This window comes from Streptomyces sp. NPDC002809, from assembly GCF_040295435.1.
Lineage (GTDB): Bacteria > Actinomycetota > Actinomycetes > Streptomycetales > Streptomycetaceae > Streptomyces.
Genome location: NZ_JBEOVJ010000009.1, coordinates 140,061 through 164,601 on the forward strand (window position 1 = coordinate 140,061; position 24,541 = coordinate 164,601).

Here is a 24,541-nt window from a genome sequence, read left to right on the forward strand (position 1 = left end):
CCGCCGCTGGTGACGGTTACTCACTAGTGCTGGTAGTGCTTGATGGACTGGTCCTTGGCCGCGGCGTCCGCGTAGCCCTGGATCTTCTTGATGGCCTCGGCGGGCGTCAGGCGCCCGGCCATCATCTCGCCGATGCCGGCGGTGCCGATCTGCTCCTTCTGGAGCTTCACGTACCAGTCCTGCAGGCGCGGGTTCACCACGTTGTCGCCGGCCTTCTTCAGCGCGTCGACACCGGCCTGCATGGCCGTGGAGAGGGTCAGGCCGTCGGTGCCGCCGTTGAAGGCACTGAGGGACTTGACCTGCTTGGTGAAGTTCTTCGAGGACTCCTCGGAGAGCATGATGCGCAGCTGCTCCATGCCGCCCTGCGGGTTCTTCGCCTTGGCCGGGACGACGAAGGGCTCGCCGCCGGACGCCCAGATGGTGCCGAACGGCATCTTGTCCGACGAGTCGAGGCCGGAGGGGGCCGCGACCATCATCTTGAAGTCCTTGGGCGTGGTCGGCGCCGCCTCGTTCTCCACCCACGAACCGTTCGGGATGAAGAGCGCCTTGCCCTTGGTCCACTCGGTCTGCGACTGGATGTGGGTCAGGCCCGGGGTGCCCTTGAGGATGTACCCCTTCTGCTGCAGCTCGTAGTACGCCTCGAACGCCGCCTTGACCGCGGGGTCCTTCCAGGCGTTCGGCTCCAGGTTGTCGATCTTGTCGAGAACCTCCCGGCCGCCGATCTTGGCGATGAACGGGTAGAGCGAGAACGGCAGGTAGTACGGGTACTTGCCCGGGTACGTCCAGCCGGCGACGCCCTTCTTCTTCGCCTTCGCACACAGGGCGAGCATGGCATCCCAGTCCTCGGGATACTCGGCGTCGAGCTTCTCCAGGTTGGTCTGCGAGTACCAGACGCCGTACACGGTGTACGCGTAGTACATGATCCAGACCGGGTCGCCGTCGAACTGACCCATCTCCAGGACACCCGGGCGCAGGGTGTCGCGGACCTTCTTGCTCGGGTCGTCGATGGACGGGGCGTCCATCAGCGGCGTCAGGTCGAGCAGCTGCTTCTTGCCGACGAGGACACCCATGTCCATCTGCTCGGCACCGGAGTTGTCGATCAGGTCCGGCGGGGTGCCACCGTTGAAGCGCGGCTGCAGCTGCGACTGGATCTTCTGGGTCGCGGAGTGCTTGACCTTGGCCTTCGGGAAGGCCGTCGTGTACTTCTTCTCGGCGTCGATCGCGTACTGCTGGCCGAAGCCGCCGTCGAAGATGACCACGTCGAGCGCGGCCGTCTCGTTGACGCCCAGCGGGTTCTTCGCGCTGGTCTTGCCCTTCTCGACCTGCTTGTCGCCGCCGTCGTCGCTGCTCGCGCAGGCAGACAGGAAGCTCATCGTCGGGATGGTGATCAGACCGAGTGCGGCAGAACGCTTGATCACATCGCGACGGCCAAGGCCCTCATTCTTGTGGCCGGAGGTGGATCCCATGCTCAAGTCCTCGCCTTCTCCAGGACTCAGGCGGTGTGTACCGGTCGCCCGTCGATATTCGCCTCAGGCGAAGGGCCCCGCCACCGCGGTCAGTTGCGCTTGGGTGGTGCTGATTTCTGGCTGGATCAATGCAGTGGGGGGCACGAGGAGACCTGACAGCGGACGCACCTGCGGCGCCCTGTTGTCGTGCCCCCGTGTCTCCCTGACCGCACAGTTGGAAAGAAGCTGTGCAGACGCCGACAGGTATAGTCCACTTGTCGCCAACTGAGCAAGATCGAATGCAGGTTTGGACGGCAGTCTTTCCCGAGTTGAGACCTCGCGGATACCTCGGCACCGCACGGCCTCCTTCGGATGTAACGATTTCCGCATTCCGGTCGATTCGAACACCGACTCTGATCCAACACCCTTGACACCAACCGCAACTTCACTCCCTACTGGTTCCTGCGCCCCCCTCTGACAACGTTGTCCAAGCGCACTTCCTCGGGAGGAATGGCTCGGCATGCAGCCCCGACATGGTTCTCGCAAGAGACAAAGCAGCACGGCCGCGCTGATCGCGGCCTCACTCGTCCTGCTCGTGACAGCCCCCACCGCAGCCGCGGCCACATCGGCCGGCACGGGCGCGAAGGGCCAAAAGCCCTCCGGCGACCGGACATTCAGCTCATCCTTCGAGGCGGACGAAAAGCAGCCGGACTGGCGTAATACCGTCGATGAAGGCCCTGACGGCAAGAAGCGGGCATCGGGTATCGATGGCGGCTTCTCCGCCGGAATACCGGGCAATGTGACCGACAAGGTCACAGATGTCCGCGCCAGTGACGAGAACACCGGCGGCGGCGAGGTGAAGGAAAACCTCGTCGACGGCGAATCCGGTACGAAGTGGCTGTCGTTCGAGTCCACCGCGTGGGCCGAGTTCGATCTCGTCGAGCCGGTCAAGGTCGTGACGTACGCGCTGACTTCCGCCGACGACCACGACGAGCGGGACCCGAAGGACTGGACACTCCAGGGCTCCGAGGACGGCACGAACTGGACGGACCTGGACACCCGGACCGGCCAGACCTTCAGCGAGCGCTTCCAGACCAAGTCGTACGACTTCACGGCGGACAAGGCCTACCAGCACTTCCGTCTGGACATCACGAAGAACAACGGCGCAGGCGACGCGACCCAGCTCGCCGACGTCCAGTTCTCCGACGGGAACACCTCCGTCCCCGCCCCCGACGACATGCGCAGCCAGATCGACCGCGGCCCGTCCGGCTCCCCCACCGCCAAGGCCGGCGCCGGCTTCACCGGCAAGAAGGCGCTGCGGTACGCGGGCACGCACAAGGCTGACGGCCGGGCGTACTCGTACAACAAGATCTTCGACGTCAACACGGCCGTCACCGAGGACACCGAACTTTCCTACCTGGTGTACCCCCAGATGGGCGAAACGGACCTCTCCTACCCGGCCACGCACGTCGCCGTGGACCTTGCGTTCACCGACGGCACATACCTGAGCGACCTGCGCGCCACCGACTCCAACGGCGGTCTGCTGACCCCCGGGGGCCAGGCCGACGCCAAGCGTCTGTACGTCAACCAGTGGAACAAGGTCGACGCGCGGATCGGCGCGGTCGCGGCCGGCAGGACCGTCGACAGGATCCTGGTCGCGTACGACTCCCCCAAGGGCCCGTCGAAGTTCCAGGGCTGGATCGACGACGTCAAGATCGCCCCGAAGGCGCCCGAGAAGCGCAAGGCGCACCTTTCGGACTACGCCTCGACCGTCCGCGGCACCAACTCCAGCGGCGGCTTCTCCCGGGGCAACAACTTCCCCGCAACCGCCGTCCCCAACGGCTTCAACTTCTGGACGCCGGTCACCAACGCCGGATCGACCAGTTGGCTGTACGACTACGCACGCGGCAACAACGACGACAACCTGCCCACCCTGCAGGCCTTCAGCGCCAGCCATGAGCCGAGCCCCTGGATGGGCGACCGGCAGACCTTCCAGCTGATGCCGTCGGCGGCCTCCGGCACCCCGGACGCCTCACGCACGGCGCGTGCGCTGCCGTTCAGGCACGAGAACGAGACGGCGAGGCCCCACTACTACGGGGTGACGTTCGAGAACGGCCTCAAGGCCGAGATGACGCCGACCGACCACGCGGCGCGGATGCGGTTCACCTACCCCGGTGACGACGCGAGCATGGTCTTCGACAACGTCTCCAACGACGGCGGTCTGACCCTCGACCCGGGGACGAGCTCCTTCACCGGCTTCTCCGACGTGAAGAGCGGCGGCTCGACCGGCGCGACCCGGCTCTTCGTGTACGGCGTCTTCGACGCGCCCGTCACCGGCAGCGGCAAGCTCTCCGGCGGCGGCGGTGACGTCACGGGCTACCTGCGCTTCGACGCGGGCAAGGACCACACCGTCAGCCTGCGGCTCGCGACCTCACTGATCAGCATCGACCAGGCGAAGCGGAACCTGGCCGACGAGATCCCCGCCTCGCGCTCCTTCGGCCGGGTCGAGGACAAGGCCCAGGACGCCTGGGACGACCTGCTGGGCAAGATCGAGGTCGAGGGCGCGTCCGCCGACCAGCTGACCACGCTGTACTCCAGCATGTACCGCCTCTACCTCTACCCGAACTCGGGCTTCGAGCAGGTCGACGGCAAGGACACGTACGCCTCCCCGTTCTCCCCGCAGGTCGGCTCGGACACCCCGACGCACACCGGCGCGAAGATCGTCCAGGGCAAGGTGTACGTCAACAACGGGTTCTGGGACACCTACCGGACCACATGGCCGGCGTACTCCTTCCTCACCCCGAAGAAGGCCGGTGAGATGGTCGACGGCTTCGTCCAGCAGTACAAGGACGGCGGCTGGATCTCCCGCTGGTCCTCCCCCGGCTACTCGGACCTGATGACCGGCACCTCCTCGGACGTCGCGTTCGCGGACGCGTACGTCAAGGGCGTGAAGTTCGACGCGGAGGCGGCGTACGACGCGGCCCTGAAGAACGCCACGGTCGTCCCGCCGTCCTCGGGTGTCGGCCGCAAGGGCATGGAGACGTCCCCGTTCGCCGGGTACGCCGACACCTCCACCCACGAGGGCCTGTCCTGGTCGCTGGAGGGCTACCTCAACGACTACGGCATCGCACAGATGGGCCAGGCCCTCTACAAGAAGACGCACAAGCAGCACTACAAGGACGAGTCCGAGTACTTCCTGAACCGGGCCCGCAACTACGTCGAACTGTTCGACGACAAGGCGGGTTTCTTCCAGGGCAAGGACGCCAAGGGCGACTGGCGGCTCCCGTCCGGCCAGTACGACCCGCGGGTCTGGGGCTACGACTACACGGAGACCAACGGCTGGGGCTACGCCTTCACCGCCCCGCAGGACAGCAAGGGCCTCGCCAACCTGTACGGCGGCCGGGACGGTCTGGCCGAGAAGCTGGACACGTACTTCTCCACCCCCGAGACGGCGGGCCCGGAGTTCGTCGGCTCGTACGGCGGCGTCATCCACGAGATGACGGAGGCCCGTGACGTGCGGATGGGCCAGTACGGTCACAGCAACCAGGTCGCGCACCACGTCACGTACATGTACGACGCGGCCTCGCAGCCGTACAAGACGCAGGAGAAGGTCCGCGAGGTCCTCGGCCGTCTGTACACGGGCAGCGAGATCGGCCAGGGGTACCACGGCGACGAGGACAACGGCGAGCAGTCGGCCTGGTTCCTCTTCTCCTCCCTCGGCTTCTACCCGCTGGTCATGGGCAGTGGCGAGTACGCGATCGGCTCCCCGCTGTTCACGAAGACCACGGTGCACCTGGAGAACGGCCACGACCTGGTCGTCAGGGCGCCGAAGAACAGCGCGAAGAACATCTACGTCCAGAGCCTGAAGGTGAACGGCAAGAAGTGGACCTCCACGTCGCTGCCGCACGACCTGCTGGCCAAGGGCGGCGTGCTGGAGTTCGACATGGGCTCCAAGCCGTCGGCCTGGGGTACCGGCAAGGACGCCGCCCCGGTCTCGATCACCAAGGACGACAAGGTGCCGTCGCCGAGGAAGGACTTCCTGAAGGGCGAGGGCGCACTGTTCGACAACACCTCGGCCACCACGGCCACGGCCTCCACGGTGGAGCTCCCGGTTCCGTCGGCGACGAACGCGGTGCAGTACACGCTGACGTCGGGCGACGCCGCGAAGGCGCCGAGTGGCTGGACGCTGCAGGGCTCGTCGGACGGCACGAGCTGGAAGGACCTCGACAAGCGGTCCGGCCAGTCGTTCGCCTGGGACAAGCAGACGAGGGCCTTCACGGTGAACGCCCCGGGGTCGTACGCGCACTACCGGCTCGTGAGCACGCAGGCGGCGACGCTGGCGGAGATCGAGCTGATCTCCTGAGCCACCCGCAGAACGCATGAGGACGGGCCGCCCGCACACCGGGCGGCCCGTTCGCGTGGGCGCGCCGGCCGGGCCGCGCCGAGCCCTTCACCGGGTCCCGATGCCCACGCCGCCCCGGCACCGGCCCTCAGGAGTGCTGGTCCGCCTTGTCCCGCAGGGCTTGTTCCACCGCGACACGCACCCGCTCCTCCTCGTGCAGTGCGCGCCGGGCGCGCCCCCGCCGGACGAGCACGAACGCCGCCGCCGCCGCGCCCAGGACGAGGACCAGGAGCAGCAGGAGCGTCCAGGGAACGGCCCAGCCGCGGGCCGTGGCCCGCACGGGTTCGAGGGCGGTGGTGGAGCCCGCGGCATCGGTGATGAGCGGGGTGACGGCGACGGTGGCCGTGAGCCGGAAGGCCGGAGTGACGGCGTGGACGGGGACCGTGACCTTCCAGCGCTCGCCGGGCAGCAGTTCCGGCGGTGCGGGGATGTCGCCGGCATCGGTGCTCAGCGTCCCGAAGGGGCCGGTGAGGGTGACCTTGTGGGTGCCGGAGAGCAGCGCGTTGCCGGTGTTGTGGAGGTTGTAGGTCACCGTGGCGTCGCCCCGGGCGAACGGGCCGGCGGAGCCCCGGTAGTCGACGTGCAGGTCCTCGACGGAGAGTCCGGGCCGCAGGGCGCCGCTGACGCGCAGCTTGATCCGGATGCCGAGGCGGCGGTCGACCGCGATGCCTTCGGTGTCGTCGGCCTGCTTGAGCGACGTCAGGATGCCGCCCACGTAGTCGCCGGGGGTCGCGTTGCCCGGGACCTTGACGGTGAAGGGGATCTCGGCGCTCTTGCCCGGGGCTATCCGGACGGTTTCGCGGCCGGCCCGGACCCAGGAGCCGATGGAGCGGGACTTCGTCCCCTCGGTGAGGAGGTCGAGCTGCCCCTTCTCCGTCGTGTAGCCGTCGGCGGCGTAGACGGCGAGGCTCAATGGTTCGGTGCCGTGGTTGGCCACGACCAGGGCATCCTCGGCCTCGCCGCCGGGGTTGACGGCGTAGCTGAAGCTCGACCGGTCCTCCCCGTAGTCGTTCGCGGCCGTCCTGACCGTCCAGGTGACGTCGCCCTCGGCCGCCTGTGCCGGGCGGGCGAACGTGCCGGACACCAGGGCCGCGAGGAGGACGAGGAGGGCGGTGCGGACGAGGACGGCGGTGGTGGTGCGGCGAGGTGGTGCCACTGCGTGCATGGGGTCTCTCTCGGAACGGCGGCGTGGCAGGCTGCGGCGTACCGGAGCCTGCCACGCCGGTGGAGCGGGGAGCGTCAGCTGCTCAGCGCAGTGATGGTGAGGGTGGCTCGGTAGCCGCCCTTCTGGACGGAGTCCGGGATCTTCAGGTCGAGGTCGGCGCCCAGCTTGGCCGTGCCGCGGGCGTGGCCCTGGGGCGCGGAGCCGAGGCCCCGGGAGAGGGCCAGGCCGTCACCCGTGCCGCCGTAGCCGGAGGGGACCGACGCGCCGGCCTTGGCACCGGCGCCCTGGTCGAGGAGGTACGGGGACCAGCCGAGGTAGGAGCCCGCGAACGTCTTCTCGGCGTCCTTGAACTCGCTCACTCCGGCCGAGACCGCCCACGGGGAGAGGGAGCGGCGGGTGTCCGACACGAGGATCGGGTTGATCTTGCCGGAGGCGGTGAAGTGGTCGCCGTTCTCCTCCTTGGCCGTACCGAGGTCCACCAGGCCGTTGTAGCCGTCGATGGTCCAGCCGAACTCGCCCGGAGCGGGCTTCGGCACGTTCACCTGGAGGGACTGGCCGTCACCGTTGTACGGGTGGACGCTCACCTTGTCGACGACCGAGCCGACCGGCTGGGCGGCTGTGGTGTTCTTGCACCAGTCGCCCTCAGAGACCTGGGAGTTGGGTGCAGCGCAGCTGCCGCTGCGGATGTTCTCCACGACGAGCTTCTCGTCCCGCACCTGGACCTTGACGTAGCTGCGGACGTGCTCCTGGTTCTGGACGGAGTTGTACCAGTAGCTGTCCGGGTTCAGCGGGTCGGCGCCGTTGCCCGCGCCGCTGGTGCCGCTGGAGTCGGGGGCGGTGATGTCGTAGTACTTCGAGCCCGAGGCCGAGTTGGCCGTGACGTAGAGGACGCCGCCGGGGCCGGGGTAGACGTCGGCCGCGCCGGGCTGCTCATCGGCGTCGGCCTTTTCGCCGTTCTTGATGAGGTAGCTGCGGGAGTAGCTGTGGTCGTGGCCCTGCAGGACCATGTCGACGCCCAGCTCGGAGAAGGTCGTCGGGAAGTCGACCCGGCGGGCCTTGTTGTCCTTGTCCTTGGCGTGCGAGGCCGGCGAGTAGATCGAGTGGTGGTAGACGAGCACCTTCCACTTGGCCTCGGAGCCGTGCTCGTTGATGACGTCGGTGACGTACTTGGTGTGCGCCTCGTCGCCGCCGCCGCCCTGGGAGGTGGCGTAGCTGTTGCTGTTGAGGTCGATGAACAGCACATCCTTGTAGATGTACCAGTAGTCGCCGCCGGATGTGTTGGACGCCGGGTCGCCATTGGCGTACAGGGCACCCGAGTTGTCCGTGTTCGGCGTCGAGAAGTGCTGCTCGTACGCCTTGCCGCCGACGTCGTGGTTGCCGATGGTGGCGGCGAACGGGTACTGGCGCAGCTGGTCGGGCGCCAGGAAGGAGTTCCACTGGGACTCGTTGTTGGCGCTCTCGACCTGGTCGCCGCCGGAGACCAGGATCTCGGCCTTCGGGTTGGCCTTGGTGGCCACGTCCAGGGTGTCCTGCCAGCCGGCCTGGTCCTGCGCCAGGTCTCCGGAGGAGCCGATCTGCGGGTCGCCGAGGAACAGGAAGTCGTACTCGCCCTCGAAGTCCTGGGTCGCGAAGGAGTACGCCTGGGACCAGCTGCCCTCGGTGCCGACGCGGTAGGAGTAAGCGGTGTTCTCCTTGAGGCCGGTGAGGGTGGCGCTGCGGTGGTAACCACCGCTGGTGGCGATGTTCTTGGCGCCCAGCGCATCGAAGTTGATCGAGTCGGCGGGGAACTGGCCGCCGGTGAGCTGCGCGGTGGGGGCGAGCTGGACCTTCTGGGCGGTGTCGGCTGAGGTGTACCAGCTGACGGTGCGCTGGGTCTCGTCGGCGCCGACCCCCAGGACGATGCCGGAGGCGGTGGAGGACTCGGCCGCGGTGGCGGATTCGGCCGCGGCGGCGGGAGAGCCCTGCCCGCCCGCGAGGGCCACGGCCAGACCGAGGAAGGCAGCAGTGGCGCCGGTGGCCACGCGGTGCCGCACGGGCCTTCCGGTCCGCTGGTGGTGCGTTCTCATGAAGTATCGATTCTTTTGTGTTCAAACGGTGAGCAAGAAGTGCACACACGAAGGAGGACACCAAGCTCTCGGCACCGGGTGAACGGCGCGCGAATGCGATCCGGGCGGAGCCTGAACATCACCGCTGACCTGGGGTTTCTACGCTCCGGTCACGCGCTGGACGAACCAGACGAGCCCCATGGCGGCCACTCCCGCCGACAGGGCTCCGGTGACCCACCGGGCGGCCCGCGGCGAGCGGCGCCCGAGCAGCAGAAGCAGCGGGAACAGTGCGGCGATGAAGGCGAGTTGGACGGCCTCGATGCCTATGTTGAACACCAGCAGGGACCACAGCAGAGTCCATGACCACGCGGCCTCGATGCCGAGTGCGCCGGCGAAGCCGAGGCCGTGCACGAGGCCGAAGCAGAACACGACACCGAGACGGGTCCACCCGGCACGGTCCAGGGCGAAGCGGCTCCCGCCGGGCCCCCGGAGGTCCGGGGCGTGGGCACCGTCCTCCCTCAAGCGCCACAGGTGCCAGCCCGCGACCACGGCGATGGACAGCGCGATGACGGGCTCCACCAGGTCCGCGGGGACGGAGACCAGCCCCAGGGCGGCCAGCAGGAACGTCACCGAGTGGGCGAGGGTGAACGCGGTGGCGGCGAGGACCACTTCGCGGGGCCGCCGGGATCCGGCGATGAGGGCGAGCAGGAACAGGATGTGGTCGGTGCCCGTCAGCAGGTGCTCGGCGCCGAGGCGGAAGAACTCCCAGAAGCGCTCCGGCCAGGACTGGCCGATGGAGAAGGCCGGGTGTCCGCTGTCGAGGGCGGCGCTGCCGGTACGGCCGTCGACGGCATAGGTGGCGATCGTCTTGGTGCCCTTGACGTAGCCCTCCCGGTCCGGGAAGAGGCCGCTGCGAATCTCGTGGTCGCCGGTGGCGTGTCCGGCGCAGGTCCAGTCGAGCGCGAGCAGCGCGTAGGGCACGCCATCCTCGGCGCCCATGCGGAATCCGCCGACGGGAGCGGGCTCGCAGGCGGTGCCACCCGTGGTGACCGAGAGGCGCCGGGTGACGTAGCCGACGACGGTCTCGCGGTGGGAGTCGAGGGCCGCGGCCCGGGCAGGGGCGTCCCCGCCCTCGAACGCGTCGGTGCCGGCACGGAAAAGGGCGTCGTCGGAACCGGCGTCGGCGGCCGAGACGACGAGCAGGTCGTACTCCAGCTTCAGTTCGGTCCGGATCGGGCCGTCAGGGCTGTCACTGTCGGTGGTGACGTGCGCGTACACGACGGAGGTGAAGCCATGGGCGGCGGCGGGCCTGACGAGGCCGAGAAAGAGGAAGACCGCCGCGGCGAGGACGAGCAGCGGGCGGCGGACACGGTGCGGCATGGGTCTCCTTGGGGGTTGCTCGTGCACCGTGCTGGTCGCGGATGAACCGCCGACGACCGGTCAGCGAACCGTGAGTAAACAAACGTTCGAAAGCGGTCGGATCGATGGAGATCGTGTGGAACGGATGAGCAGGATGTGGAAAAGCCGCTCCGCACCGGCCCCGTCCCGCTCCCCGCAGGGCAGCCGCCGCGCCCCTCCCGGAGGACGATCGTCTTGCACCGCCCACCCCTGGCCGCCGTCCTGGTGACGGCCGCCGTCCTGCTCACCGGATGCGCCTCGGTTGACGACTGGTCACAGCGGCGCCCCACCCCCTCCGCGGCCGGCGCGCTGGAGGTGGGATTCACCGGTCGGGACGGATCACCCGCACCGGAGTCGACGGTCACCCCGAGCCCGGGTTCGTGGTCCGGGGTGCGGCCCTCGCCCGGCACCCGTGTCGTCCTGCTCGGCGCGGGCAGCGACCGTCCGGCGAAGGCCCTGGCGAAAGCGGTGAAGGCGTGGGCGGATGACACGGACGTGGATCTGCGGACCGTGACCGCGTCCGACGCCGCCGACCTCCTGCCGGCCGTCACCCGGGCGCTGGACCTGCACCCGGACATCGTCGTCAGCGCGGGCAACGACCTCATCGACCCCCTGACGACGGTCACCCCGAGCCATCTCGCCCAGAAGTTCCTGATCGTGGGGGCGGAACTCGCCGAGCCCACCGAGAACGTGACCGCGGTCGACTGGTCGGGCGCCTCGTTCCGCGGGGAGGGGCTCGGCATGTCCTCGACGTACGACCCCGCCTCGTTCACCGACGCCCGTTGCGCGGCCGCGATCCGGGCGGGGGCCGCGGCGGTACTGACGGGGCACACCGGGATCGTGGTGTGGCTGGACTGAGTTCCGGGGTGGAGCCGATCTCCTGACCGCGGACGTGCGCGGACGGCCGGTGCCTCCTCGCGGGGGTACCGGCCGTCCGCGTTCTCACCCCACGGTGCAGTCGAGCTCGGTGGCGGGATCGGGGTCGCCACCCGAGGAGACGTACCCGAAGGTCGCGGACTCTCCCGGATCGAGCGATCCGTTCCAGTCCACGTTGTGGACCATGACCTCCTGTCCCTGGACGGTCATCGCCCCGCTCCACAGACTGGCCACACTCTGTCCGTCCGGCTGGGTCCAGCCGACCATCCAGCCGAGCATCGGCACGTCGCCGGTGTTGGTGACGGTCACCTCGGACTGGTAGCCGCCGCTCCAGCTGTTGGTGGTCCTCAGCACCGCCGAGCACAGACCGGGCGGCGGTTCGGTCGGGGTGGTGGTGGAGCCGTCCTTGACCCCGGTCACCTCACCGTTGCCCCCGTCGAAGACGACGTCGGAGCAGGAGTAGAACGTCTCCTGGCTGTCGGAGCGCTGCCACACCATGTAGATGATGTTGCGGCCGTCCTTGCCGGACGGAAGTGCTCCGGACCAGGCGTAGTTGGCCTCCACCGTCCCCGGAGTCCCGTTCAGCGGCGGGTGGTCGACGGTGAGGAAGGGGGCCTCCTCCATGTCGTCCCAGGTGAGCGGCTGCGTCGGGTCGTAGCCGTCCTTCGTGATGTAGACGTAGAACGAACCGGGGTGGGCGGCCCAGGCGTTGTAGGTGAAGTCGACGGTCGCACCCGAGGTCAGATGGGTCAACGGCCAGTCGGCGCTCGGGGTGTTGAACCCGGTGAAGTTGGGGTTCCCGCCACTGCACAGCTCACCGTCGGGCACGAAGCCACGGGTGCGGCCGGCCCCGTCCGAGCGGAGCACGGAGAACCAGTTGTAGAACGGGGTGGTCCCGCTCTGCTGTGCGGCGGCCCGGCAGGCGGGGTTGACCGGCTTGATCTCTCCGGTGTCGGTGAGCCCGTCCTGCCAGCACAGGAAGGTACGACTGGCGGGCTTCATCGGCGTGCCGTGGGCCTCGGCCCGGCCACCGGAGGTGACGAGGACCAGCCCGAGGGCGGGGATGGCGGTGAGCAGGGCGAGCAGAGTGAGGAGCAGGGCTCTGCTGCGGGTACCGGCCAGGAGCCGGCCTCCGATCAGTAATCGGCGGCTCGATCGGTGGATCACGAGGTACGTCCCTTCGCTGCTGTCGTCCGGGGGGATTGGCGGAACAACGTTCGGGTCGTGCTGTGCGGCGTGGTGCCGTGTCGCGCTTGGGAGCGCTCCCACTGCTCGGGGAGGCTAGCGCTCCGGTGCGGGACTGTAAACGCTTCCGTTCCGTTTTCCCTCGGTCACCCGTGAGGGTTGGTCCGGGCCGTTCGAAGGCGCCACGGGCCGGACTGTCGCTACATTCCGCTCATGCCTCAGCCGAAGGATCTGGACCCGTACACCAATCCCCGCGCCTTCTACGGCGCCGAGTTGCGCCGGCTGCGCGAGGCGGCCGGGATGTCCCAGGGCGAGCTGGGTTCCCGGGCGTTCTGTTCCGGCACGTACATCGGGCTGTTCGAAGCGGGGGAACGACGTCCCCAACTGGACCTGTCACGCACGCTGGACGAGTTGCTGGGGAGCGGCGAGCACCTTCAGCGGCTGTGCCTCCTGGCCCGGACGTCGAAGGTGGCGGGGTACTTCGCGGATGCGGCTGAACTCCAGCTCCAGGCCTCTTCCATCGGAAGCTATACGTCCATGCTCGTCCTCGGCCTGTTGCAGACCGAGTCGTATGCGCGGGCGCTCACCCGCGCGTCCCACCCGTTCGCCACCCAGGACGTCATCGAAGGTCACGTCCGGACACGCATGGAACGCACAAGCCTTCTCGACTCACCTACCACGCCTGTGCTTTGGGTGGTCATTCACGAAGCCGCTCTGCTCCTGCCGGTAGGGGGAAATGTCGTGATGGCCGAACAACTCACCCATCTCGCCGAGCAGACGGCCTCCCGCCCGCGCATCGTCACGCAGGTGCTCCCGTTTTCCGCCGGGGCGCACCCCTTCCTGCATGCGTCCATGACGCTGATGCAGTTCGCCGAGGCACCCGCCGTCGTGTACACGGAGGGCGCCTACAGCGGCCAACTCGTGGAAGAACCCCTGCTGGTGGAGCAGTACAGCACCGCATACGATCTGGCCAGGGCTGCCGCGCTGTCGCCGGAGGCGTCCCTTGACCGGATCGCCTCGGCGGCGAAGGAGTTCGCGAAGTCATGAGCACCACACCTGACCTGAGCACCGCTGCCTGGCGCACGTCGTCGTACAGCAACGGCGACGGCGGCGAGTGCGTCGAGATCGCCGACAACCTCCCCGGCATCGTCCCCGTACGCGACAGCAAGACCGGCCCCGGGGGGCCGTCGATCACCTTCACGAGGGCACTCTGGGCCCCCTTCGTCGCAGCCATCGGCGACGGCTCGCTCTGACGGGAACTCCCCCGGGCCCGTCGCGCGTCATGAAGACCGTGACAGACATGGACGACGTGGACGACATGTTTCTCGACGAACTCAGCGAGATCTGGGACGACATACGCGAGAACTACGACACCTCCAACAACAGTGACTACGACCGGACGGTGCTCGACTGCGTCGGCGAGCTCGCCTCCGACCCAGGTGGCGAGTCGGCCTACGTGTGGGCGATCGGGCTGGCGGTGATGGCCCCCTACCTCACCTGGCTGCCCGGAGCAGGCGTCGCAGACCAGGCCGCGGCGGTGATGGAAACCGCTGACAGGGCCCTGCGTGACCGTGACTGCCCCCACGACTCGCATCCGTACCAGAGCCACGACGACGAGGAGGACGCCTACCTCGCCGAGCTGCTGCCCGCGCTCGCCGACGAGTCGGCCGACTGGGACGAGGACCGGCCCCGGAGCGAGTGGCGCTGCCCGCGCAACGCGGCCGGATTCGCGCGGATCGGTCTGGACATCATCCGCCCCGGATCGGTCACGGATGTGCCGCCCCGCCTGCCGCTGGAGGCCAAGGACAGCATCAGTACCCTGTCGGCGCTGCTGCACGGGTACCCGAAGCCGTGGACGGACATCGACGACGAGATCAGCAGCCAGGCGTCGGAGCTTACCCACGCGGACCCGGCGGACCGCGCCGGGCGTCTGCAGGTGGTCAGGGCGGTGACCTGGTACGCGGTTTCCGGCATGGTGCGTACGAAGTCCGTCCTCGACGGCCTGGCCGAAGCGGTGGAGAAGGTGCTGCCGCACTTCGCCGGCGGCGACTGCGCCCACGACGGGCACCCGGCGCTGCCGAACAGCGGGCCGTCCGCCGCGGCACTCGGCATCACCCTGAGCAGTGCCGGCGGACGGGAGATCTACGAACGTGGCCGCATCGCGTCGGGCGGGGACGCCCCGCTCGACGCGGTGGTGTGTCCGGTCCTCATGGCGGAGATCGCGGACGAGACACTGGCGCAGCTGCGCGAGCGGCGCGACGAGCTCTTCGGGGAGCGCGACACCTCGCACGCCGACGCCGAATACCTGCGTGCGGACGGTCGGCTCGACATCGAGAAGCTCGTGGAACGGACGGACCACAAGAGCTGGAACGAGAAGCACGCCGACGACCTGGGTCTGTGGGCAGCCCGTCGCCACGAGCAGTCCGACGACCGGGATCGCGCCGTGCTGCTGCTCGTCGCCCACCAGGCGGTGATCATCTCGTACCCGAGCCCTCCGCTCGCCGTCGTCCGGGAAGTCCTGGCCACCATGCGCGCCGTCGCCGCGGCTCCCCTGCCCGCCGGGTGCCCGCACGAGGACGAGCACCCGGCGCTGCCGCGTGCGGGGTTCCGCGCCGGCCTGGCGCACTTCTGGGACCCGGCGGAGTTCCCGGCGGGCGAGGAGTCCCGCAGCGCGGAGTCCTGGACCTGCCCGCGGTTCGCGGCCGCGGTCGCCGCGGAGTGCATCGCCAACCTGGAAAACCTGTACGCGGACGACGAGTTCGCCGACGAGGGCTGAAGCCGGGCGGCCACGGCTCCTTCAGAGCTGCGGCGTGTCCGGGACGGCGGTGGGGAACAGGCTCTCCGGCAGGGTCACGTTCCACGCCGTGATGACCGGCTGGCCGTGCTCCCTGCCGAGCCGGGACACGGCGCCGGTCGCGAGCTGGAAGAGGGTTCCCTCCGCCGGGGGCAGGCCGAGGTAGCGGGCCGTCAGGACACGCAGGAAGTGGGAGTGCGCGACGAGCACGATGTCCTCGTCCCCGGCCCGTTCGGCGGCTTCCCCGACCTCGGCCAGGATCCGGTCGGCTCGCTCGCCGACGGCCGCGGGGGTCTCGCCCGGGTGGGCCTCGGGGCCGGCCGTGACGCCATCGGTCCAGAGGTTCCAGCCGGGGCGGGCGAGATGGATGTCGTGGGTGGTGACACCCTCGTAGCCGCCGTAGTCCCACTCACGCAGCTCCGGGGTGATGCGGGGCGCGGCGAGCCCCGCGAGTTCGGCGGTGCGCCGGGCCCGTACCGAGGGGCTGACCAGGGTGAGCGCGATGCGCCGGTCGGCGAGCAGGGGTGCGAGGGCTCGGGCCTGGCGCTCGCCCAGAGGCGTCAGGGGCAGATCGGTGTGGCTCGTGTGCTGTCCGTTGCGGGACCACTCGGTCTCGCCGTGCCGGATCAGGATCAACTCGCCCATGTGAAGGCCATCCGCTCTCAGTGCTGTTACCGCTCACGTGCTGTCGATGGTGAGAACCCGCTGGTCCACGATCGCATTCCGGCCGTGGCGAGGCGGGCGGGCGCGCCCGGAGTGACCGGACCCCGGGCGTGTATCGGCGGTGGCCCGAGAGCTACCGCCGGAATGTCGTTGTCCAGTCGGCTGCCCTGAGTGGGGGTGTCGGCAGGTGGCATGCGGCATGCGGCGGCACGAAAGATCTGATCATTTAGCTCGATCGGGGTTGGTGGGCCCGATTCGTCAAAGGGACAGGTTGCCGGTGTGGATGATCTTGGCCGAGATGCCTTCCACCCCCGCGGCACGTTCGGCCCTGGGGGCGTCTTCTGCAGATCCCGGAGGATCCATGCGACACACTGTCTCCCGCCTGCGCACGCGAGCACTGGCCGTCGGGCTGGCGCTGGCGGCGTCCGCGCTCGTGCCCGTCGGCTCCGCCGGTGCGGCTGATCAGTACGAGTGGGCCGCGCTGGGCGACTCGTACACCGCCGGTGTCTTCGTCGGCGATCCACGGCCCGCACTCGGTGACGCCTCCCGGGACGGCTGCGACCGCACCACCAACTCCTACCCCGACGTCGTCGACCGGGAGCTCGCCGAGTTCCCGCCGGGCAGGCCCGTCCACCTGACCGACGTCAGCTGTGGCAACGCCACCATCGCCGATATCGCCACGGCCAGGCAAGCACCGATCAGTCCGGTCCAGCCACCCGAAGGGGGCTGGCCGGCGGTGGACCCACAGACCCGGCGGGCCGGGCTCGACGACCAGACCGACATCGTCACCATCGGCGTCGGCGGCAACAGCCTGCCCTTCGGCGACATCCTCCTGAAGTGCCTCGCACAGGGTGCGACCGGCAAGTCCTGCCGCGACCACTACACCGATCCTCCCGAGGGGGAGGAGAGCATCCAGGACAAGCTCGCCCGGGTGCAGGACGAGTACATCGAGATGCTGGCCAGGGTGCACCAGGCCGCGCCGAACGCCAAGGTGATCACGGTCGGCTACCCGGCCGTACTGCCGGCACAGGGCAGTGACTGCAATCGTCTCTCCCTCACCGAGCTCGGCTCGATCACCCACGCCGACGTCGACTGGCTCCGTGACGACGTACTCGAGAAGCTGAACAGCACGATCCAGCGGGTCACGACGTTCTTCGGCGACCGCTACGTCGACGTCTACTCCTCCAGCGTGGGCCACGACGCCTGCCGGCCCGCGGGCACCAAGTGGGTCGAAGGCATCTGCGGCGACGCCGAGGACTACTGGCCCACCAAGGTCGTCGGCACCCTGCTGAACTGCGCTCTCGTCAACAAGCGCGCCACCCTGGTCCACCCCAACGCCGCAGGACACGCCAACACCGCCGCCCACGTCGAACGAGCCATTCGCATCTCCCTCCTCGAACGCTGACCACCCGTCGCGAACCCCGACGCCGGAGCCCCGGTACCCGCGTGCAGAGCGCGGTCCGGGGCGTCCCGACCGGCGGGCCCTGCTTCGTTGGCCTCTGCTGAGCTCTCAAGCTCCGTGACCTGTCGGTATCGGACGGCCCCCGGAGGCTCGTCGACAGATCCGTTCGGGAGCCGGCCCGGATGGGTCTCGGCCTCGCCCCACCGACCGGCGTCGGCCCGTTGCGGATCGGTACGACTCGACACGCACCGTCGGCACACTGCCTACGCGCGCTGCCGCTGGTCGGCCAGGATCTCCGCGATGACGTGCCGTGCGGTGTCCGCCATGAACGCGTTGGTCTCCCGGTAGTACTGAAGCTCCATCAGCGCGATCGACAGCGCCCAGCCGGTCCCCCGCGCCCACGCCGCGTCGTCAGCCCCGGCCGCGTCACGGAAGGTGCCGCGCGCCGCGGCGGGCAGCACGTACCAGGCCACGATCAGGTCGACGGCGGCGTCGCCCAGGCCGAGGCAGCCGAAGTCGATGACGGCGGTGAGCCGGCCGTCAGCCGTCAGCATGTTCCCGGGTTGCAGGTCCGCGTGGATCCAGACCGGCGGGCCGGTCGGTGCGGGTGCCCGCAGGGCCGTGTCCCAGGCTTCGGCGGCCGCACCGGTGTCGAGGTCGGCGTGCAGGTCGTCGAGCGCGGCACGGACTGCGGAGTCCCGGGAGGCCAGGGTTTCGCTGCGGTAGGAGGGGGGCCCGCCGGTGGGGTCGACGCGGTGGAGCGCGGTGACGAAGCGGGCCAGGTCCCGGGCGAGCGGGGCGGCTTCGGCCGTGTCGCCGACCGCGGGGCAGTTCCCGTCGAGCCAGCCGTAGACGGACCAGGGCCACGGGTAGCCCTCGCCGGGCACACCCGCGCCCAGGGGTACGGGGATCGCGACCGGGAGCGCGGGCGCGAGGCGCGGCAGCCAGTGGTGCTCCGTGGTGGTGTCGTCGGCCGAGCCCGCGGTACGGGGAAGCCGCACGACCATGTCCGCACCGAGCCGGTACATCACGTTGGAGGTACCGGCGGCGCCGACGCGCTCGACGGGGAGGCCGGACCAGCGCGGGAACTGCGCGGTGATCAGCTGCTGCACAAGGAAGTCGTCGATCCCGGGCTCGTCGGCGTGCATCCTGTCTGTGCTCATCCCTGCCGTCCTGGAGCGGGTGGTCCTGTCTGTCCGCCCGACATCCGACCTCAGCCGGGACGCGCCCGTCAACCCGATTCGGGCCGGGCCCGACCCTCCGGCGTGATCCGGACGAACGGCCTACACCTCCAGGTTGCCGAAGAGGCCGATGATCGCGCCGACGACGTAGCTCGTGACGTCGGCGACCGGCGGGGCCCGCGCCACGTCCTTCCCGAACAGGTCCTGGAGGGGCTGGGTGCCGAGCGGGGAGAAGATGTTGGCCAGCGGGCCGAGTCCCGCGCTGATGGCGGACAGGATGCGATCGGCGGTCCAGTCGTCGACCCCCACGCAGTCGCCGACGATGTTCACGACGAGATCGATCAGACCGAGGATCATGTTGAACACCGACAAGGCGAACAGCTTGAGCGACTCGGCTTCCGGCGCCTCCAGACCACTGAGATAGTCGTTCAGACAGAACGTCTTGAACAGCTGCCAGCCGACCGTGGAGAGGGTGGCGAAGAGGCCTCCGGCAGCCCAGTCGGCGATCGGCCAGGCGTTGAGGCTGTCGAGGGGAAGCGGGACGGTCAGCGCGACCGACAGCACGTTGAGACCCATCCCGAGCGCGGTGAGAGCACTGCCGAATTCCTTCCAGCCGTCCGACCAGGACAGGCCGCCCGCCGAGCACAGGTCCATGTACATGAGGCAGAAGCCCTCGACGACGCTGCACAACGCCCCGCCGACGTAGTAGATCGACAACCACGTACCGGTGAGTTCGGGACCGCGGTCGCCGGAGCGTCCCTGGTCGGCGGAGACCGGGGGCCAGGCCAGGCTCGCGGACTCTCCCTCGACGATGGTGCCGATGACGTGCGCGGGGCCGGGCCGGGGCGCGCCTGGGCACGGCCGCCTTCGCGCGTGCCGTCGTTGCCGCCGGCCACCGGGGGGACCGCACCGAAGGACTTGTGGGTCAGGTAGTGGGCGTGCGGGCTCGCTGTCAGGTCGGACGGCGAGACCGCCGTGCCGCTGGTGCCCGTCCGCGCGATCGGGGTGGTGTTGCCCGTGACGCCACTCGGTGCGGCGTACTGCTGATACGTGGGAGTGGTGCCCAGCGTCGTGCCGGAACCGATGCCCGTGGCGGCCGACCCGAACCAGCCCTGGACGTCGGCCGTGAGATCGGAGAAGAACGTCCCGTGCGGACCGAGGTTCGTCCGGGCGTTGGTCAGGGCCGCGGTCACGGCGTCGATGGTGTCGTCCAGCGCCTGGGCCAGGGCCTTCTGGCAGGCGAAGACGGCCTTGCCGTCGAACAGGGCCTTGAGGAAGTCGATGACGTCCTTGACGTACGCCTCGATGGCCGAGAAGACGGCCATGACGACGTTGACCGCGTCCTCGATGCCCTCGATGATGATGCTGCCGATGTTGACGATCGCGTCACCGATCTTGACCGCGAGCTGCACGATCCCGTCGACGAGGTTCGCGCCGAGGTGGTACACCTCCATCGCGGCCGACTTGATGCCCTGCCAGATGCTGTCCGCGATGCGCTCGATGTCACCCCACAGGCTCTCGCCGATGACGGTGTTGTGGTGGGCCAGTTCACGCCGGTAGGCGTCGGCGTCGTGGAACTCCTGGTAGCGGGGCCGGCCAGTGACGATGTCGCGGTTGATGATGAATCCCGCCAGGGCGCCGTCCGTGTCCTTCGCGGACGCCCGGCCCTGGTTCGGCCGGCCGGTTCCCTTGGCCATGAGGCTCTGGATCGCCGTGTGCGCCTGGTCGGCGGACATGACCGGGTTGTCGCCCTGCACGCCGGGGAACAGACTGCCGGGACGGGCGGGGTTCGGGTTCTGCGCCCCCGAGATCGTGTCCGGGGTGAAGGTCGTGTTGTCCCTGCCCATGTACGGGAGAGAGCCGGTGGTGCCGAGGCATCCGTTGCTGACGCCGTCGGAACTGCCCGCGAGGTAGGCCTGTACCGGGGCGGCCGGGGCGGCGGCCCGCGTCGCGAACGCGGGGCCTTCTCCGGCGTCGGCACCGGACTGGCCGGGCGCGTCGGTGAAGGTGAGCGTGGCGGGGGTGAAGTCGCTCGCGACGAGGGCGACGGTGGCGGTGCCGGCCGCTGTCGTGGTGACGGTGGCGGACTGGCCGTCGCCGGGCCCGATCACCTGAACGGTGCCGTTGAGGACCGCGCCGGTAACCGTCGAGGCGGTGACCTCGATCCTCCGGTTGCCCACCGGCAGCCCGTTGACGTCGGTGAGAGTGAACTGGGTGCGGTACGTGGCCAGTTCGTACGTCATCACCTGGGCCAGGGACGGGGTGTGGTTCATCCAGCCGCCCGGGCCGGCGTCGGTGGCCGGGTTGAGCTGACGCAACCTCAGTTCGCCTGCGGCGTTGGCCGTGAAGAGGGTGGGCGGGTCGCCCGGGAAGAGCGATGGATACAGGGCGGAGCAGCCCTCGTTGACCCCGCCGCTCTCCGTGGAGGCGGCGGCGATCGCGACGCTGGGCGCCCACTGGATCGTGTACTTGTCCGGCGCGGAGCCGCTGGTGAAGTAGCCCGTCTGCGTCAGGAAGAACAGGTTCTCGTCCGAGTCGGTGAAGAACACCGAGGTCATGCCCGCGCTGTCGGTGACGGCCTGGGCCGCGGTGATCGTGCCGCTCGTGTTCACGGGCAGCACGATGCTGCCGTACTCGGCGTCGTAGAGGAACGGCACGCCGTTGGCATCGACGTACAGCGGCCGGGAGCCGTACTCGCTTCCTTCCCAGCAGACGCCGGCGAACGACCGAACCGCCGTGACCGGTGGAGGCGAGACCGGTGTGCCGGTACTGGAATACGGGTCCTGGTAGACCAGGTCGTCGCTGTTGCGCCGCTCCATCGAGAACAGCGACGCGCCGGCGGACGACGACCCGTTGGCAAAGACCAGGTCCCAGTTGCCGAACTCCCCGGGGACCGGGAACAGCGTCCAGTCGGAGAAGGGGGTGTCCCAGCCGGGCCCGGGCCAGATCAAGGTGGTGCCGTTCCAGCTTCCTCCGTCAAAGCTCAGTGTGCCGTAAACCGGATAGGAGTCGACGGCGTCGGGGACCACGGTGTAGACGATCGGGAACGGACCTGCGCCGGTTGTCGGAAGAGGACCGTTGTTCGGGCCGTGGACGGCGGGATCGTAGTAGGCCACCTTGAGCGTTGACACCTCGACCACGCCAGGGAATTCGAGCGTCTCAGAGGAGACGTTGCCGTCCGCGTCGAGCCAGCCGTGCCACATCGTGCCCGACGCCCCATCGGCGTCTTCCAGAGTGCAGAGGAAGTTGGGGAACCCGCCGGCCATGCAGGAGACGACCGATGCCGGCCTGTAGCCGTCGGGGATGCCGGAGATGGGGGTCAGGGTCCAGCCGTGCACCGCGGTGGGGTCCTGGGCGAGGTGGTTCAGCGCGTATGTGCCGTTGTTCGATGCCCCGTCCGAAGCGGTGTCGGTGATGACGAAGGCCTCGGCCAGCCCGTTCTTGAAGGGGTTGCAGAACGTGCCGACCCAGGGGGCCGCGCTCTGCGGAAGGTCCTGATCGAGGCTGACCATGACGCTGTTGGTGTTGACGGCGTCCTGGATCAGGACACTGCTGACCTGCGCGCTGAACGGCATCTTGGGGTACGGCGTACTCACGGGCGGTCTCCGGAAGTTGGCGGCGGCTTCGGGGGCGTTCGGCGGTCGGCACGCGGTCAGCCGGACGGGGGGACGGTCCAGAGGTTGTTGCCGTGGTCGTCGACGATGCAGAGCGTGCCGGGAGACTTGTCCACGATGAGCTGGGCGCCGTTCACCCCCGCCTTCCAGATGGCGGCGCCCTGACCGTCGAGCAGCTGCAGATCGCCGTCGGTGGTGAACACGGCGCCCGATCCGGGCTGCGACCAGTAGTCCGTCCCGATCTGGTCCCACAAGAGCAACCGGTCAGCCTGCATGAGCAGTTGGGATCCTCCGTCGCCGGTCATGCCGGTGCCGGGGGTGAACCACCAGCCGGGAGGGCAGCCTGTGGCGTCGCCGCCGGTCGGCGGCCGGCCGACCCGGAAGACCAGGGAACCGCCGGACGTGATCTCCAGACAGGGCTCGGGGTCGCTGGAAAGCGTGAGGCTGTCACCGGGACTGCCCCCGAAGGCTGCGGAGCTCCACACCACGTTCGCCCCGGTGCTGTCGTAGACCTCCAGCATGCCCGCCTCGGTGAAGGCGGCGCAGTGCCCGGGGGTGTTGCCGCCGCTCCCGTCCGTGCCGGTGCTCCAGACCGGCTGACTTGACCGGTCGAGCAGGACCAGGTTGCCGTCGAGCTGCATGACCAGCACCACTCCGTCGGCGGCGATCTGAGCACCGGGGCCGATCGGGGTTCCGGGTGAACACGGGCCCTGCGTACGGTTCGAGTACCAGAACGGGAAGCCGTTGCCGTCGAGGATCTGCACGCTGGGCGGAGAGTCCACGATCTTCAGGCTCGCGCCCGGGGACGTGCCGGTTCCCGACGCCCAGAGCGTGTCGCCGTACACGTCGACGACGGTCAGATCGGCGCCCTGGGTCAGCATCGCACCGCCGACGCCGTCGAGGGGCAGGGTCCACACCGGGGTGTCGCCCGTGGTGAGCAGCAGACCGGTCGGCTGCACCGTCAGCATGGTGTTCAGAGGCGTGCTGACGCTCGAACCGGTGGGCAGCGCCGTACCGGCGGGTACAGGGCTGACGAGCTCGACGGGCGGCAGCGGGGCGTTCTGCCGCACCTGGTATCCGGACCACTGGCCGGTGCAGCCGGGCAATGTGGCGCTGTAGCTGCCTGGCCGGCCCGAGGATTCGTAGAGCCAGAGGCTCTGGTCGTCGCCGACCACGAACAGGGCGGGGGCGTCGCCCGGCACCTGGTCCGGAGCGAGCTGCACGGGGTCGGTTCCGGATCCGCCGGCATAGATCTGCGAGGCCGGGCCCATCATCGGCGTCTGGGCGTTGAAGCACGTGCTGATCTGCGGGATGGCGTAGACGCTGTTGTCGGAGCCGATCACGTACACGGTCGTGTTGAGGCCGGCCACGGACTGTCCGGCGACGGCCAGCCGGCACCCCAGATTCGGCACCGGCAGCGCCATCGCCCCGGTGAACCCGGCCGGCCAGACCATCAGGTTCCGCTCGCCGTCCGGCTGCTCGTCCAGGTAGACGCAGGCAGGGATGAGCGGCTCGCCCTCGGAGTACGCCTGGGTCAGGGCCACGAGCCCTCCCGGGAAGACGCCGCCGGCCACGCCCGCCCTGCCGCTGAGACCGGGCGACCGGAGGGTGTGCCACGGCGTCAGGACGCCGTCCCCCGAGCCGGAGAACTGCGTGACGCCGGGAGAGCCGCTGGAGTTGAAGAACACGTTGAAGTGCGGATAGCCACTCGTCCCGGTCCCCGCCGCGGTCGGCGCCAGTACCGTCCCGTTGTACTGCGGCGCGAGGGACCAGTCGCTGAAGTTCTGGTACGGCATCCAGCCGTTGCCGTTGAACGCGGTGACGACGATGGTGGAGGAGTTCTGTGCGCCGTACAGGACCGGGCGCGGCGGGTCGTCGCCGACCGGCGGGGAATAGGCGACCTTCAGGCCGTTGACGATCGGCACCTGTCCCACCGGGTACTGCGGCGAGTCGCTCCAGCCGCCTGCGGTCAGCTCCAGCTGCCCGAGCGTCCCGGACTCGTCGGTCCAGAAGACGTTGACCGTGGCCGGGTCGCCGGAGCACCCGGTGACGGCGACGATCCCCCCTGCACGCTCGTCGCCACCGCCCAGCGTGTACGGCCCGCCTGTCAGACCCGCCACGCTCCAGCTCAGCCCGCCGTTCGAGGAGAGGTGGCGCAGGACCCCGGATGCGTCCACGAACACCGCTTCGGCCGCGCCCGATCCCGCAGGAGCGCCGTAGGGCACCGTGGACGGGTTCCGGAACACCGCCACCGGCGAGTACCCGCCCCCTTGCGAAGGGGACCCGACATTGACCGGCGAAGCCGTCACCGAACTTTTCACAAGCTTTGTGTGACACATCGTCAGCAACCTGCACTCGAGCGACGCGCGCG

Annotated in this window: 16 protein-coding genes; 6 read left to right on the forward strand and 10 right to left on the reverse strand. The window is 69.3% G+C overall.

All coding sequences use genetic code 11. The features are described 5' to 3' along the window. Nucleotides 1-23: 23 nt before the first annotated feature. On the reverse strand, nucleotides 24-1,466 hold the full coding sequence (ngcE, locus tag ABT025_RS08775) for an N-acetylglucosamine/diacetylchitobiose ABC transporter substrate-binding protein (protein ID WP_350991412.1): 1,443 nt from the start codon (nucleotides 1,464-1,466) through the stop codon (nucleotides 24-26). Between the two features lie 499 nt (nucleotides 1,467-1,965). On the opposite strand from ngcE, the gene ABT025_RS08780 reads away from it, so the two are divergent. Further along, on the forward strand, nucleotides 1,966-5,808 hold the full coding sequence (locus tag ABT025_RS08780; RefSeq protein WP_350991414.1) for a GH92 family glycosyl hydrolase: 3,843 nt from the start codon (nucleotides 1,966-1,968) through the stop codon (nucleotides 5,806-5,808). A gap of 127 nt (nucleotides 5,809-5,935) precedes the next feature. Here the strand turns inward: ABT025_RS08780 and ABT025_RS08785 are convergent, their stop codons facing one another. The 3 genes from ABT025_RS08785 to ABT025_RS08795 form a co-directional block, all read right to left on the reverse strand. Then, nucleotides 5,936-7,012 carry a WxL protein peptidoglycan domain-containing protein gene (locus tag ABT025_RS08785; protein WP_350991416.1) on the reverse strand — a complete coding sequence of 359 codons (1,077 nt, stop codon included), beginning with the start codon at nucleotides 7,010-7,012 and terminating at the stop codon, nucleotides 5,936-5,938. Between the two features lie 74 nt (nucleotides 7,013-7,086). Next, nucleotides 7,087-9,078: a purple acid phosphatase family protein gene (locus ABT025_RS08790; protein WP_350991418.1), complete on the reverse strand. Its 1,992-nt coding sequence runs from the start codon at nucleotides 9,076-9,078 to the stop codon at nucleotides 7,087-7,089. A 138-nt stretch (nucleotides 9,079-9,216) separates the two neighbouring features. After that, nucleotides 9,217-10,437, reverse strand: a complete 1,221-nt coding sequence (locus tag ABT025_RS08795; protein WP_350991420.1) for a HupE/UreJ family protein — start codon at nucleotides 10,435-10,437, stop codon at nucleotides 9,217-9,219. Nucleotides 10,438-10,650: 213 nt separating this feature from the next. Between ABT025_RS08795 and ABT025_RS08800 the strand changes: the two genes are divergently transcribed. After that, nucleotides 10,651-11,313 (forward strand): type 1 periplasmic-binding domain-containing protein, encoded by a 663-nt coding sequence (locus ABT025_RS08800; protein WP_350991422.1) that lies wholly within the window; start codon nucleotides 10,651-10,653, stop codon nucleotides 11,311-11,313. An 84-nt stretch (nucleotides 11,314-11,397) separates the two neighbouring features. Here ABT025_RS08800 and ABT025_RS08805 read toward each other — a convergent pair whose 3' ends face one another. Then, nucleotides 11,398-12,495 (reverse strand): lytic polysaccharide monooxygenase auxiliary activity family 9 protein, encoded by a 1,098-nt coding sequence (locus tag ABT025_RS08805; protein ID WP_502971907.1) that lies wholly within the window; start codon nucleotides 12,493-12,495, stop codon nucleotides 11,398-11,400. A gap of 234 nt (nucleotides 12,496-12,729) precedes the next feature. Between ABT025_RS08805 and ABT025_RS08810 the strand changes: the two genes are divergently transcribed. From ABT025_RS08810 to ABT025_RS08820, 3 genes are read left to right on the forward strand one after another with little or no spacing between them, the layout of a single operon-like run. Then, the gene (locus ABT025_RS08810; protein WP_350991426.1) at nucleotides 12,730-13,563 is read left to right on the forward strand and encodes a helix-turn-helix domain-containing protein; all 834 of its coding nucleotides are present in this window, start codon (nucleotides 12,730-12,732) and stop codon (nucleotides 13,561-13,563) included. Beyond that, entirely contained in the window at nucleotides 13,560-13,769 is a 210-nt protein-coding gene (locus ABT025_RS08815; protein WP_350991428.1) for a DUF397 domain-containing protein, read from the forward strand. Before ABT025_RS08810 ends, ABT025_RS08815 begins: the two co-directional genes overlap by 4 nt. A gap of 29 nt (nucleotides 13,770-13,798) precedes the next feature. Beyond that, the gene (locus ABT025_RS08820) at nucleotides 13,799-15,292 is read left to right on the forward strand and encodes a hypothetical protein (protein ID WP_350991430.1); all 1,494 of its coding nucleotides are present in this window, start codon (nucleotides 13,799-13,801) and stop codon (nucleotides 15,290-15,292) included. A 21-nt stretch (nucleotides 15,293-15,313) separates the two neighbouring features. Here the strand turns inward: ABT025_RS08820 and ABT025_RS08825 are convergent, their stop codons facing one another. After that, nucleotides 15,314-15,955 carry a histidine phosphatase family protein gene (locus tag ABT025_RS08825; RefSeq protein WP_350991432.1) on the reverse strand — a complete coding sequence of 214 codons (642 nt, stop codon included), beginning with the start codon at nucleotides 15,953-15,955 and terminating at the stop codon, nucleotides 15,314-15,316. 379 nt (nucleotides 15,956-16,334) lie between these two features. Here ABT025_RS08825 and ABT025_RS08830 point away from each other — a divergent pair, with 379 nt between their 5' ends. Beyond that, a complete protein-coding gene (locus ABT025_RS08830; RefSeq protein WP_350991434.1) occupies nucleotides 16,335-17,378 on the forward strand; it encodes an SGNH/GDSL hydrolase family protein in 1,044 nt (347 codons plus the stop codon). Between the two features lie 260 nt (nucleotides 17,379-17,638). Here ABT025_RS08830 and ABT025_RS08835 read toward each other — a convergent pair whose 3' ends face one another. The 4 genes from ABT025_RS08835 to ABT025_RS08850 form a co-directional block, all read right to left on the reverse strand. Then, nucleotides 17,639-18,538 (reverse strand): aminoglycoside phosphotransferase family protein, encoded by a 900-nt coding sequence (locus ABT025_RS08835; protein WP_350991436.1) that lies wholly within the window; start codon nucleotides 18,536-18,538, stop codon nucleotides 17,639-17,641. Between the two features lie 120 nt (nucleotides 18,539-18,658). Further along, complete coding sequence (locus ABT025_RS08840; RefSeq protein WP_350991438.1) at nucleotides 18,659-19,132, reverse strand: hypothetical protein; 474 nt, start codon at nucleotides 19,130-19,132, stop codon at nucleotides 18,659-18,661. Continuing rightward, nucleotides 19,102-22,152: a phage tail family protein gene (locus ABT025_RS08845; protein ID WP_350991440.1), complete on the reverse strand. Its 3,051-nt coding sequence runs from the start codon at nucleotides 22,150-22,152 to the stop codon at nucleotides 19,102-19,104. The genes ABT025_RS08840 and ABT025_RS08845 overlap by 31 nt, the downstream gene beginning before the upstream one ends. Before the next feature lie 56 nt (nucleotides 22,153-22,208). Beyond that, complete coding sequence (locus tag ABT025_RS08850; RefSeq protein WP_350991442.1) at nucleotides 22,209-24,422, reverse strand: hypothetical protein; 2,214 nt, start codon at nucleotides 24,420-24,422, stop codon at nucleotides 22,209-22,211. Between the last annotated feature and the right edge of the window lie 119 nt (nucleotides 24,423-24,541).